12 protein-coding genes are annotated in these 13,091 nt (G+C 54.8%); 10 read left to right on the top strand and 2 right to left on the bottom strand.

The genetic code is table 11. From position 1 onward, the window contains the following. Positions 1 to 52: 52 nt before the first annotated feature. Positions 53 to 3,268 (bottom strand): ribonuclease E, encoded by a 3,216-nt coding sequence (gene rne / locus ACT3T6_RS07190; protein WP_193053770.1) that lies wholly within the window; start codon positions 3,266 to 3,268, stop codon positions 53 to 55. 673 nt (positions 3,269 to 3,941) lie between these two features. Between rne and ACT3T6_RS07185 the strand changes: the two genes are divergently transcribed. The 3 genes from ACT3T6_RS07185 (at position 3,942) to sppA (ending at position 6,754) form a co-directional block, all read left to right on the top strand. Next, positions 3,942 to 4,883, top strand: a complete 942-nt coding sequence (locus ACT3T6_RS07185) for an RluA family pseudouridine synthase (protein ID WP_193053769.1) — start codon at positions 3,942 to 3,944, stop codon at positions 4,881 to 4,883. 32 nt (positions 4,884 to 4,915) lie between these two features. Then, a complete protein-coding gene (locus ACT3T6_RS07180; RefSeq protein ID WP_193053768.1) occupies positions 4,916 to 5,566 on the top strand; it encodes an HAD-IA family hydrolase in 651 nt (216 codons plus the stop codon). A gap of 63 nt (positions 5,567 to 5,629) precedes the next feature. Continuing rightward, positions 5,630 to 6,754, top strand: a complete 1,125-nt coding sequence (gene sppA, locus ACT3T6_RS07175) for a signal peptide peptidase SppA (RefSeq protein ID WP_193053767.1) — start codon at positions 5,630 to 5,632, stop codon at positions 6,752 to 6,754. 8 nt (positions 6,755 to 6,762) lie between these two features. Here sppA and ACT3T6_RS07170 read toward each other — a convergent pair whose 3' ends face one another. Next, a complete protein-coding gene (locus ACT3T6_RS07170; protein WP_193053766.1) occupies positions 6,763 to 7,362 on the bottom strand; it encodes a Maf family protein in 600 nt (199 codons plus the stop codon). Positions 7,363 to 7,530: 168 nt separating this feature from the next. Here ACT3T6_RS07170 and ACT3T6_RS07165 point away from each other — a divergent pair, with 168 nt between their 5' ends. From ACT3T6_RS07165 to fabF, 7 genes are all read left to right on the top strand, one after another. Next, positions 7,531 to 8,061, top strand: coding sequence for a YceD family protein (locus tag ACT3T6_RS07165; protein WP_172116370.1), 531 nt, complete (start codon positions 7,531 to 7,533; stop codon positions 8,059 to 8,061). A 36-nt stretch (positions 8,062 to 8,097) separates the two neighbouring features. Next, positions 8,098 to 8,268 carry a 50S ribosomal protein L32 gene (gene rpmF / locus ACT3T6_RS07160; protein WP_087109291.1) on the top strand — a complete coding sequence of 57 codons (171 nt, stop codon included), beginning with the start codon at positions 8,098 to 8,100 and terminating at the stop codon, positions 8,266 to 8,268. Positions 8,269 to 8,311: 43 nt separating this feature from the next. Continuing rightward, entirely contained in the window at positions 8,312 to 9,331 is a 1,020-nt protein-coding gene (gene plsX / locus ACT3T6_RS07155) for a phosphate acyltransferase PlsX (protein WP_193053765.1), read from the top strand. A 196-nt stretch (positions 9,332 to 9,527) separates the two neighbouring features. Beyond that, positions 9,528 to 10,487, top strand: a complete 960-nt coding sequence (fabD, locus tag ACT3T6_RS07150) for an ACP S-malonyltransferase (RefSeq protein ID WP_193053764.1) — start codon at positions 9,528 to 9,530, stop codon at positions 10,485 to 10,487. 69 nt (positions 10,488 to 10,556) lie between these two features. Continuing rightward, on the top strand, positions 10,557 to 11,300 hold the full coding sequence (gene fabG / locus ACT3T6_RS07145) for a 3-oxoacyl-ACP reductase FabG (RefSeq protein WP_172116373.1): 744 nt from the start codon (positions 10,557 to 10,559) through the stop codon (positions 11,298 to 11,300). 124 nt (positions 11,301 to 11,424) lie between these two features. Continuing rightward, positions 11,425 to 11,658 (top strand): acyl carrier protein, encoded by a 234-nt coding sequence (acpP, locus tag ACT3T6_RS07140; protein ID WP_008956801.1) that lies wholly within the window; start codon positions 11,425 to 11,427, stop codon positions 11,656 to 11,658. A 191-nt stretch (positions 11,659 to 11,849) separates the two neighbouring features. Next, positions 11,850 to 13,088, top strand: a complete 1,239-nt coding sequence (gene fabF / locus ACT3T6_RS07135; protein WP_172116374.1) for a beta-ketoacyl-ACP synthase II — start codon at positions 11,850 to 11,852, stop codon at positions 13,086 to 13,088. The last annotated feature ends 3 nt before the right edge of the window (positions 13,089 to 13,091 follow it).

The raw sequence follows: 13,091 nt of genomic DNA, 5'->3' as shown, positions 1-13,091 counted from the left end.
ACTAACGCATAAAAAAACCCCGCCAGGCGGGGTTTTTTACGCAGTCAGCAAATTACTCTTTGCTGGCTTCTTGTGCCTGCTTGCGTAGCTCACGAGGGTCGTTATGCGCACGGGTGCGGCGACGACGCGGCTTGGGCACTTCTTCAGCCACTTCTTCGGCGACAGGTGCGTCTACCGGTTTAGCGGCGTGTGGCGCAACGTCAACGTTAGTGGTGTCAGGCTGCACATCTTCCTGGGCAAGCGATTTGTCGGCAGGTGCGTTATCCGCAGGTGTGCTGCTTTCTACAGGTTCCTGAACAGGTGTAGCGTCTGCCAACGCATTGACCGGTGCCAACTGTTGGGGGTCATCGGCTACGCCGCTTTCGGCCAATTCAGTGGGCGATGGCGCGAGCGTAGTATCGACGTCGCTACTTGCGTCGGTTTCGAGCTTTTCATCGGTCTGCTGCGGAAGAGATATGACATCGTCACTCTTCGCTTCATCTGCCGTTTTCGGCTCATCTTCCGAGACCGGTGCGCTTTCAGGCTCGGCAGCTGCGGGCGTCTCTTGCTGGGCCGGTGCTGTTGCTTCAGCTGACGCAACGTCATGCTCGGCGACTTTCGGAGAGGGCTGTTCCGCTTTAAGTGTTTCGGCGGGTTCAACTGCCGCTACCGGAGTCGTTTCGTCAGCAGCGCTAACGCCGGTATTTTCCGCGTCTTGAGGCTTGGGACTTTCCTGAGCTGGTGCTTGAGATGGTGCTTGAGAAAGTTCCTGAACGGTTTCCTGAGTGTTTTCCTCAGCGGTCGCTTGATGCGATTGGCTGTCAGCGTGATTGCTATCTGCAATGCTGCTGGCAGGCGAAGCTTCGGCTTGCGTTTCAGGCAACTGTGCAGAGGCTTCAGAAAGGCTTTCGTGAGCGACTTCCTGTTTCGGTGCTGCAGCTTCGGGCGTTTCCGCCACTGGGGCTGTAGCGTCTGAGTGCGTTGCCTCTTCGGCTGCCTGGGCCTGCAGCTTTAACTGCTCGGCTTCCGCCTGAGGGCTGACTGCCTGCTTGCGTGAACGGTTGCGCGGGTTGTTGCGTGTACGCTTCGGTTTGCCATCATCCTGGGGAGTCGGCTGTTCTGCGTTGTTTTGCGCAGCTTCTTTTGCCGGTTTATTGTCGCGTTGAGCCTCTCGACGTGACTCTTTTTGAGGCGCTTTCTTCGATGTATCCAGACTTTCGTCTTTTGCGGGAGAGGTCTCTTTCTGATTCTGGCGGCTGTTTTTGCTGCCACTCTCCTGCGTTTTAGTATCGTCCTGCTGCTGGTTCCGGCGACGATTGCGAGTGCGAGAAGGGCCGCTGCGCTTATCGTTGGCTTCTTCGCTGGCATCGACATTGGCATTTCGCGACGGGGTCTGCCGCTGATCTGCCTTGCTGTTTTCGGTGCGCTCGCTACGGGCAGGACGCTGTTTCGTCTCACTGCCTAATGGGGCCGGTTTCTGTTGGCTGCGCTCGGCTTGTTTACGTGGCGTAGGCGCTTCTGGCTTGCTAACAGGGGCTTCGGCTGGGCTGTTGTCATCGCTGCCCAGTAGCTTTGCAAGCCCACGGATAAAGCGCCCAATAACGCTGGGTTGCTCATCGTTGGTGGCAGGCGCGGTGGCCTTGGCTGCTGCTGGCTCGTCCGTCTGTAGCGAGGCGGGTGCGGGTGCATTATGAGCAATGCTCTTAACTGCCGCTTCAGCGCGCTGTGTGGGCGGTGCGAAGTTGGGGTTGGGCTCTTTGCCTACTTCGGTATCGGTAGATAGCTCGAAGCTTGACAGTGTTTGTGTGTCATCTTCATCTAAATGGTCATCGCGTAAACGCTGCACGTCATAATGAGGCGTATGCATTTCCGGATTGGGTAGCAGTACGACGCGTACCTCTTGGCGCGACTCAATATCGGCCAATACGCTACGTTTTTCATTGAGCAGGTAGGTAGCAACAGGTACGGGCAGAATCGCACGAATTTGTGCGCTACGCTCTTTCATGGCCTCTTCTTCGATAAGGCGCATGATCGAGAGCGAGAGCGAACGGACATCGCGGATGGTGCCTTGGCCGATACAGCGCGGGCAGACCACGCCGCTGGTTTCGCCCAGCGAAGGGCGCAGGCGCTGGCGAGACATCTCCATCAAGCCAAAGCGTGAAATGCGACCAATCTGTACCCGTGCGCGGTCAAGCTTCAAAGCGTCGCGCATGCGGTTTTCGACTTCGCGCTGATTGCGTGCCGGGCCCATGTCGATAAAGTCAATCACCACCAAGCCGCCAATATCCCGAAGGCGCAGCTGGCGGGCGATTTCATCGGCCGCTTCAGAATTGGTCTGAAGGGCGGTTTCTTCAATATCGCTGCCGCGGGTCGCTCGGGCGGAGTTGATGTCGATTGAAACCAGTGCTTCGGTATGGTCGATAACGATTGAGCCACCAGACGGGAGTTTGACCTCGCGCTGATAGGCTGTTTCGATCTGTGACTCAATTTGAAAGCGCGAGAAGAGCGGCACTTCATCCGCATAGAGTTTAATTTTTTGCTGGTATGACGGCATTACCTGGCGGATAAAGCCCAGCGCTTCAGCATGAATCTCAGGGCTATCAATGAGCACTTCGCCGATATCCTGGCGCAGGTAATCCCGCATGGCTCGGATAATAACGTTGGACTCGCGGTAAATCAGGAACGGAGCAGGGCGCTTGGCGGCCTCTGTGGTGATTGATTCCCACACCTGAGCCAGATAATCCAGGTCCCACTGAAGTTCTTCGGGATTACGGCCAATGCCCGCCGTACGCACGATGAGACCCATCTTGTCAGGTACGGTGAGCTGACCCATGGCGTCTTTTAGCTGACTGCGCTCTTCGCCCTCAATGCGGCGAGAAATACCGCCTGCACGAGGGTTGTTGGGCATAAGCACCAAAAAGCGGCCTGCCAGGCTAATAAAGGTCGTTAAGGCTGCGCCTTTGTTGCCGCGCTCTTCCTTGTCCACCTGCACGATAACTTCCTGACCCTCTTTCAGTACCTCTTTAATACTGGGACGGCCAGATACGTCTTTAAGAAAGTATTCGCGGGAGATCTCCTTGAGCGGTAGAAAACCGTGGCGTTCTGCGCCAAAGTCAACGAAGGCCGCTTCAAGGGAGGGTTCAACGCGGGTAATCTTGCCGCGATAAATATTGGCTTTTTTCTGCTCTCGTGCACCTGATTCAATATCCAAATCGTACAGGCGTTGTCCATCAACCAGCGCGACCCGAAGCTCTTCGGGTTGGGTCGCATTGATAAGCATCCGTTTCATGTTGTCTCGCATAGCGTTGCGCGCCGACGGACCGTCTAAGGAGTGACGTAGACGAATCGGTGGGTGCTGCGTGCTTGTGCTCGGCGCATGGTTATGCTGACGCGGCAAGCCAGGAAGGTTTTAACCGACCCGGCTGACAGGTTGAGTACGTGGCGGAGGCAGGACGTGTTTCGGTGGCTGTCACGTCCATCCGGCCCTGCTGACACCGCCTACACCTAGCATTCATCGATTCGTCAACGCCGGCCGTCGGCACAGCGTTGAACTTGTCGCCCAGAAGTGACCAGCGCCTTGTGACGAAAAGACGGGGCAGTTCTGGGCGTGGCGTTTTATTCAGCATTCGCTTGCCGTTTTGGGCTAAGCGTTAGCAAATCTGTCGACATCATACGGGCGACAGAGTGACTGCATTTTAATACGTTAAGATTCGGGCAATGCGTACACTGGCGCCGCTTCTTGTGCTCAGGCCTGCGTGTTAGTCGGGCAGGCGCTTTTAGCTAAACGTGGTAGTAGCACTTGTGAAAACTGTAATACTCGACAAGCTGCCCACGCTTAGTAGTGAACGATTTGGAATATAACAGTAAAGACAACTACCAGCAATTGACGCAATGCCCTTGGGTCTACGTTAGAATGCCGTTTTTAGCCTGGCATCATAGAGACACAGCAGGAGTGCGCGGCAATGGCCGAAGGGCGTGAAGTACAGTGGGTGGATATCGCCCCTGAACAGGCAGGTCAAAGAATTGACAATTTTTTGATGACTCGCCTGAAAGGTGCTCCTAGAGCATTGATATACCGCATCGTGCGTAAAGGTGAAGTGCGGGTTAATAAAAAGCGCGTCAAGGTGGACTACCGTCTCCAGGCGGGTGACCTGGTCCGGGTGCCGCCATTACGTTTGGCGCCGCGTGAGGCGGTGAAGGAAGTCAGCGATAATTTGCGTGACGTGTTAGTAGGTAGCGTCATTATGGAAGGCCCTGACTGGATGGTGCTTAATAAGCCTTCTGGCTTGGCGGTGCATGGGGGAAGCGGGGTTAAAATCGGGTTGATTGAAGCACTGCGTCAGGTGCGGGATGATTTGAGCTTTTTGGAGCTTGTTCATCGGCTTGATCGCGATACCTCTGGCTGCTTGTTGCTGGCAAAGTCTCGTGATGCCTTGGTGACACTTAACGAGTCGTTAAAAAAACATGGCATGGACAAGCGTTATCTGGCACTTGTGAGCGGTCGCTGGCCTGCACGTAAAACCTATGAAAGCGCGCGTCTTGACCGATTCGACGCAGGTAACGGTGAGCGTAGAGTGCGGGTAGATCCAAACGGCAAGGTATCGCGCACTCATTTTGCGGTTGTTGAAACCTTTGAGAAAGCCACGCTGATTGAAGCCGAGCCGGTGACCGGACGAACACATCAAATTCGCGTTCATGCGACTCATGCGGGGCATGCGCTGCTTGGGGATGATAAGTACTCGACACGTGAAAGTGCGCACTTGACGAAACAGCTAGGCGTTAGCCGCTTGTTTCTGCATGCCCGCTCGCTAACGTTTCCAGAGCCTACCAACGGCCGCCCAGTGACCGTAAAGGCGCCGTTGCCAGACGTTCTGGAAGACGTGCTCAAGCGTGCTCGGCAATAAATGTACGGGCAGTGAAGTAATAAGGGGCGGTAATGCGTTACGAGCTGATTATTTTTGATTGGGACGGCACCCTGATGGATTCGGTGTCGAAAATTGTTGCCTGTATGCAGGTAGCGGCCCAGGAGGCTGAGTGGGGCGAGCTGGACGTCGCGGCCATTAGAGATATTATCGGCCTGGGGCTCCCTGAAGCCATCGCCACGCTGTGTCCGGGCATCGGTCCTGCTCAGGCCGAACGCTTGCGTCAGCGCTATGCACATCAGTTTGTGCATGGAAACACAACGCCCATGCCGTTTTTTAATGGGGTCGAGGCGCACGTAGCGCGACTTCGCGAGCGCGAACAGCAGCGTTTGGCCGTTGCCACGGGTAAAAGCCGCCGTGGCCTTGATCGGGTTTTCACTGAAACGGGAAGTGGGGGCTGGTTTCATGCTAGTCGCACTGCAGATGAAACACGTTCAAAGCCACACCCACAAATGCTGAATGAGTTGCTTCTAGAACTTGACGTTCCCGTGGAGCGTGCAGTGATGGTAGGCGATACGGAATATGACCTGGAAATGGCGCGGGCCATCGGCATGGATCGTGTGGCAGTAACGTACGGTGTTCATACGCCAGCGCGGCTAGCGGCAAGCCAGCCCAAGTGGGTCGCTCATAACGTTGAAGATCTTTTTGGCTGGCTGCATGGATAGAGGATGCGACGCTGGGTGGATGGTCCATCATCTGGCGTCCCTAAACTCAAAAAAGGATGATATATGAGTGATGATTGGCGCCGCAGTGATGCCAGCGGATACCAACAGCCTGAGGACAACCCTACGCCTGATCGTTCAAGTCAGGATCGCTGGACGCAGGGTCCTGACGTGGCGGCTTATAAAGATGAGGCTGCTCCGGTGGGGGCGGCAGGCGATGATGCTGAAACGCTGCGTGAGCGGCAGCGCTTGGCGCAGGTTGAAATGATGGATCGCTGGATTGGCGGCGTGTTAACAGAGCAGCGTCGTACACGGCGTTGGAAGTTGTTTTTCCGTTTTATGACGCTCTTTTTGATACTGGCGTTAGTCGCGACCGTTGTATATAACGCTTTTTGGGCCGCAACGGGTGATGCGTCTACCCTGCAGCGTCACTTGGGCATCGTAGACGTTAATGGCGTTATTGCCAGTGATGCTCCAGCGAACGCCGAGCGTATCATTCAGGGATTAAATCGCGCTTGGGAATCAGATAATACCGAAGCCGTTGTACTGCATATTGATAGTCCTGGTGGCAGCCCGGTTCAATCGCAGCGTATTTACGCGGAAATCATGCGCCTGCGCGAACAGGGTGATAAGCCGATTCTGGCGGTTATCGAGGATATCGGTGCGAGTGGGGCGTATTATATCGCCTCGGCAGCCGATGAAATCATTGCTTCACCGGCAAGCCTGGTGGGCTCGATTGGGGTTATTTATGCAGGGTTTGGCTTTCAGGATGCGATCAGCCAGATAGGCGTAGAGCGCCGTGTGTTAACGGCGGGCGAGAACAAGGCGTTTTTGGACCCGTTTCAGCCGCTTGATGAAGAGGCGCAGGCATTCTGGCAGAGTGTGTTGACGCAAACACATCAGCAATTTATGAATGATGTTCGTGCTGGGCGAGGCGATCGGCTAAGCGACCAGCCAGATATATTCTCTGGGCTTATCTGGAGCGGCGAGCAGGCGCTTGAGCTTGGCTTGGTGGACCAGTTGGCAAGCCTGGAAGAAGTGGCGCGCGATCAGGTGGGGGAGGCGAGTTGGGAAGATTATACGCCGCGCCTTGACCCGTTCGATCGGTTGACGCGACGCTTTTCCCAAGTGGCGGCGGAGGTGCTTGGCCTTAAAGCGGCTCACTCGCCGCTACGCTATCAGGCACAATAAGCTCGAGCTTAACCGTCAAGTGGGTCCATGCCCACTTGGCGTAGCATATTACACAGCGCAATAAGCGGAAGCCCAATCAGGGCGTTCGGATCACGCCCTTCTAGCGCCTCAAATAGCGTGATGCCCAGTCTTTCCATTCGAAAGCTGCCAGCGCTGTCCAGTGGCTGCTCAAGGGTGACGTAGCGCTCAATTTCGCGTGTGGTCAGCTGCCGAAAGATAACGTCGAAAGGCTCTATGTGGGTGTAGTGGCGTTGCCTTTGGGTATCAAGCAGCGCTAACCCGGTTAAAAAAGTAACGCGCTGACCTGAAAAACGCGCCAGGTTGGCGCAGGCGCGTTCCTGGGTGTGAGGCTTGCCCAGTATGTCGCCTTCAAAGAGTGCTACCTGGTCTGAGCCGATGATGTAGTGATTGGGGAAGTGGGGCGCCACGGCGTTGGCTTTGCTGAGCGCTAAACGATGTACAAGTGCCCTGGGGGACTCATTGGCACGAGGTGTTTCGTCAATATCAGGCGAATAGCACTGATAGGGAAGCTGTAAGCGTTCCAACAGCTCTCGTCGCCAGCGCGAGCTTGAGCCCAGCACCAGCGATGCGTTTTGAGTAAGCGGCACGCCATTTCTCCTAAGCGATTTGGAATAAAAGGGGAGTGTAGCGAAAGCCAGCGGGCGTGCCTAATTTGCGGGTGTGGGCGATAAGTCATGGGGAAATGTGCGATAAACCATGAAGAATTGAGTTGAAGCTTTGACACCAGCGGGGGGAGTGCCTATCATTGCGCGCCTATGTTGACCTCACAACTCCCCAGCCGGGTTGAGCCTTATAAGCTTGCAGCCCGCCGCGAACGACTAGAAGGCGTAGTGGCACTGAATTCGTTGCCACGGCTTGCCGAAGAGGCAGGTGACCAAACGGGCGACTGTCATGTTGTCCTTGAGTTTGGTGTGGATGCCCAAGGTCGTCGTGAAATTCGTGGCCATTTGCAAGCGATACTGGCATTGCCATGTCGTCGTTGCCTGGTGCCGCTGAGCCAAGACGTGTCCAGTGACTTCCTGCTTGGAATGATCAGTGACGAGGCCTTGGCCGCCGAGCTGCCTGCCAGTCATGAACCGGTGCTGGTGGAAAAAGAACAGCTGGATCTACTAACGGTAGTTGAGGATGAGCTTATTCTCAGTCTGCCGCAGGTGGTCTATCACGATGAGACCGAATGCCATGTCTCGGCGGAGCAGCTGGTCAGCAAGACAGACGGCACGTCAGAAGAAGCGACGCCGGCCACGAACCCTTTCGCAGTGCTTAATGCCTTAAAGGGCAAAAAGTAAGCGTTATTTACCCTACACACCCTGGAGTAAACACCCATGGCAGTTCAAAAGAACCGTAAGACTCGTTCCAAGCGCGGTATGCGTCGTAGCCACGACGCGCTGAGTGCGCCGACGCTGTCTCAGGACAAAGAAACCGGTACGACGCACCTGCGTCACCATGTCGCTGCAGATGGTTTCTATCGTGGTCGCAAGGTGGTTGAGGTATAAGCCTTAACTATCTTGTTAAGCGGCCAAATAGAGTGGGTGCTGCATGCGCCTAGCGATTGATGTGATGGGAGGCGATCAAGGCTCCCATGCGGTTATCGAAGGCTCTGCAAGAGCAGTGATTGAACATCCTGGTCTTGAATTGACTCTGTTTGGTCCGCGTCAGCATATTATTGCTGAGCTTTCACGCTTGCCGCAGCCTCTGGCTGCGGCAGCGTCACGTTTAGCGGTTAGTGATGCCCCTTTAAGCATCTCTCAGGCCTCCAGTGCTGCCTGGGCGCTTCGTCATGGCCAGGCAAGCAGTATGGCGTGTATGTTGCGGAGTCTTCGGTTGGGCGAGTCAGTCGCTGGCGTAAGCGCGGGCAATACGGCTGCGTTGGTCGCGCTTGCTCGTCGTGAGCTGGGAACGCTTAAAGGTATTTCACGGCCTGCTATTAGTACTGCGATTCCGGCCCGCTATGGCCGCCGCTGCTATTTACTGGATTTGGGCGCGAACGTGGATTCGCCCGCGCACCGGTTGGTTGATTTTGCCGTCATGGGTGCTGCCATGGCGCAGTGCGTTGATAATGTAAGCCTGCCCCGTGTCGCGCTGCTTAATGTGGGGGCGGAAGCTACCAAGGGGAGTGCGAATGTGCGCGAAGCAGACCGGCTTCTGCGCGAATATCCTGATGCGTCCGCCTTTGCCTATCAGGGGTATGCCGAAGGTGGTGATCTTTTTGAAGGCAAGCTTGATGTGGTGGTGTGTGATGGCTTTGTCGGGAATGCCGTACTCAAAGCAAGCGAAGGTTTGACTCGTATGCTGGTTGAGCGTGTCCAAATGGCGTTTGAATCGCGCCTAAGCGGTCGTTTGGCAAGCCTACTGGCCAAGCCTGTGTTGCGCTATCTAAAGCAAGAATTAAACCCTGTGCGCTACAATGGAGCAAGCCTGCTTGGTTTGAAGGGCATCGTGGTGAAAAGCCATGGTGGTACCCAAGCGGAGGGTTTTTATTATGCGATCCAGCGTGCTGTACATGAGGTGGAGCATAATCTACCCGCGCGTATGGCAGGGCGTTGGGAGCGCCGTTAATACCATTTTCAGTCATTAAGGAAGGCGCTTATGTGTACACCATGGTGTAGGGTATGGGCGCAGAGTGCTACTAGGTAAAGTGCTCGATAATAAAAGGTTAGAACTTATTTTGCGGGCTATGGGTGACAGCAGGATGTAGCCATAGCCACGCTTATCGCTCAAATGAGCAAATGCCTAAAGAGCAAAGGTGAACGACATGTCTCAACCCCTTGCCCTCATTTTTCCCGGGCAAGGCTCTCAGCAGCTTGGAATGCTGCGTGAGCTAGCCGAACGCTATAGTGTAGTGGGAACAACATTTGAGGAAGCTTCGGATGCACTTGGTTACGACTTGTGGAAAGTCGTCCAGGAAGGCCCCGAGGCCGCGCTAAACGCGACCGCTTGCACGCAGCCTGCGCTGCTTTCTGCTAGTGTTGCAATTTGGCGGGTGTGGCAGGAGCTTGAAGGGCCTCGGCCTACTGTCATGGCCGGGCACAGCCTAGGTGAATATAGCGCCATGGTGTGTGCGGGTGTGATGAGCTTTGCTGAAGGCGTTCAGTTGGTTCGCCTTCGCGGCGAAGCCATGCAGGACGCTGTACCGGTCGGTGAGGGCGGTATGGCGGCTATTCTCGGCTTGGAAGATAGTGCGGTTGAAGCCGCTTGCGCCAGTGCTGCGCAGGGGGATATTGTTTCGGCCGTTAATTATAATTCGCCGGGCCAGGTCGTGATTGCCGGAAGTGCCGCTGCGGTTGAGCGGGCGATTGTGGCGTGTCAGGAGGCGGGTGCCAAGCGTGCAATGGCGCTGCCGGTTTCGGTGCCTTCGCATTGTGAACTGATGCGTCCAGCAGCCGAGCGTTTGGCCGCCGCTATGGAAAGTGTCGAATTTCGAGCGCCACGTTACACGGTTATTCAGAACGTAGATGCGCAGGCGCATGCCGACATTGATACGCTGCGTACGCGGTTGATCGAACAGCTTTATCAGCCGGTGCGTTGGGCGGCATGCGTTGAAGCCATGGCTGCTCAGTCTGTTAATGTGTTTATTGAGTGTGGCCCAGGTAAAGTGCTGACAGGGCTTAACAAGCGCATTGTCCGTGGCGCTAAAGGGTTGGCAGTCAATGACCCTGACAGTCTGGATGCGGCGCTTGAACTGGCACGTGAAGCGCAGGCTAGTGACGCCTAGTTCGCTGAGATTTTCGCTATCCTTGCTTATTTACGTGGTTAAAAAGCCAATAGTTAAAGGCAAAAAATTATGACGCAAGAACGCCGAGTTGCGCTTGTTACTGGTGCCAGTCGTGGTATTGGTCGAGCGATTGCTCACGAGCTGGGCCGTCAGGGCCGTATCGTGATCGGAACCGCGACCAGTGAGTCCGGGGCACAAAAAATTGATGCCGATTTGCAGCAAAACGGCATTGAGGGTGCTGGCCTTTGCCTTAATGTGACGGACCAGGCAAGCATTGATGACGTGCTTAAGGTCATCACGGAGCGCTTTGGTGCGCCGACAATTTTAGTTAATAACGCCGGTATTACGCGTGATAATTTATTGATGCGCATGAAAGAGGATGAGTGGGATTCGGTGATGGATACCAATCTCAAGTCCGTCTATCGTGTAAGCAAGGCGTGCCTACGAGGCATGACCAAAGCGCGTTTTGGACGTATCGTGTCCATCAGCTCTGTAGTGGCGACCATGGGTAACCTTGGCCAGACTAACTATGCGGCTGCAAAAGCGGGTATGGAGGGTTTTAGCCGTGCGTTGGCACGTGAAGTGGCTTCACGTGCAATTACCGTTAATGCGGTAGCACCAGGCTTCATTGCCACCGATATGACCGAAGCGTTGCCGGAAGCACAGCATGAAATGCTGCTGAAGCAAATTCCGTTGGCTCGTCTGGGCGGCCCGGAAGAGATAGCCGCCGCTGTCGGTTTTCTTACCAGTGATGCTGCAGGTTACATTACCGGTGAGACGCTGCATGTGAATGGCGGCATGAATATGCGTTGATGGCCTTAGGCTTAGCGGTTGCGTCTGCCTAAGGGCGTCTATAAACTACCCCGCAGCTTTTGGCTTGCGGTTTCCAAATAGCTGGTTATCCAAAACGGCTAATGTGAACGACTGGAGTACGTTAATGAGTACTATTGAAGAGCGCGTTAAGAAAGTTGTGGCAGAGCGCCTGAACGTTAAAGAAGAAGACATCCAGAACAGCTCTTCTTTCACTGAAGACTTGGGTGCTGACTCGCTTGACACTGTTGAGCTGGTAATGGCTTTGGAAGAGGAATTCGATACTGAAATTCCTGATGAAGAGGCGGAAAAAATTACGACAGTTCAGGAAGCCATCGACTACGTAAACGCCCACCAGTAAGGGCAAGTTGGTGCATCAAACGAGGGTGTGGTGCTAGCACCCCCCTTAAAAGCCGCCCTTTTAACGGGCGGCTTTTTTGCTTTGTGCTTCACCGTAAACATAACGTTCAATCTCCGTTATACTAGGCACCTAATTTCTGCTGAAAATGACCCGGATGGGTCGAGTCACCATGGATGCCTGGAGGAAAGCTAATGGCGCGAAGAAGGGTAGTGGTAACTGGGTTAGGCCTGGTGACCCCAGTGGGCAATAGCGTGGATGAAACGTGGGCGAATATTACGGCCGGTAAGAGCGGCATAGCGCCCATTGAGCACTTTGATACAAGTAGCTTCAATACACGCTTTGGTGGTTCGGTTAAGAATTTTGATATTAGCCCTTATCTGAATCCCAAAGAAGCCCGCAAAATGGACCTGTTCATTCAGTACGGCATGGCGGCTGGCGCGCAGGCAATTCAGGATGCTGGTATTACCTGTACAGAAGAGAATGCACCGCGTATCGGGGTGGCCATGGGGTCAGGCATTGGTGGCCTGCCCATGATCGAGCATAACCACAATGCGCTTAATAAGGGCGGCGCTCGTCGCGTATCACCTTTTTTCGTGCCGGGCTCCATCATCAATATGATCTCGGGCAATTTGGCGATTCAACATGGCTTTCAAGGCCCTAACATCGCTATTACCACCGCATGTACCAGCGGTACGCACAATATTGGCTATAGTGCACGTACGATTGCCTATGGTGATGCGGATGTCATGATCTGCGGTGGTGCTGAAATGGCAACGACGCCACTTGGCCTAGGAGGCTTCTCTGCCGCCCGAGCGCTTTCAACGCGTAATGATAATCCCGAAGCAGCAAGCCGTCCTTGGGATAAAGATCGCGATGGCTTTGTTCTCTCGGATGGTGCCGGTGTACTGGTACTCGAAGAGTACGAGCATGCCAAGGCACGTGGCGCGAATATCTATGCCGAGCTTGTCGGGTTTGGTATGAGTGATGATGCCTATCACATGACGGCACCGCCTGAAGATGGTCGCGGGGCTGCGCTTTCCATGAGCAATGCGATTAAAGATGCTCAAATGGACCCTTCCGAGGTGCACTATATTAACGCGCATGGAACCTCCACGGCCGCTGGCGACCTTGCAGAAAGCCGTGCTGTTGAACGGGTGATGGGCAGTGCCGCTCAGGATGTGGCGGTAAGTTCTACCAAGTCCATGATTGGCCATTTGTTAGGAGCTGCTGGCGCTGTTGAAGCGGTGTTTAGCATCCTGGCCATTCGTGATCAGGTGGCACCTCCAACCATTAACCTGGATAACCCTCAGGAAGGCTGCAATCTGGATTATGTGCCGCACACGGCGCGTAACATGCGCATTGATGTTGCCTTGTCCAACTCGTTTGGGTTCGGCGGCACCAACGGCTCGCTGCTGTTTAAAAAGGTATAACGC

It is taken from the genome of Halomonas sp. 72 (assembly GCF_052379785.1).
GTDB lineage: Bacteria > Pseudomonadota > Gammaproteobacteria > Pseudomonadales > Halomonadaceae > Vreelandella > Vreelandella citrativorans.
The sequence above is the reverse complement of the archived record's forward strand: the minus strand, read 5'-3'. Positions and strand labels throughout refer to the sequence as shown.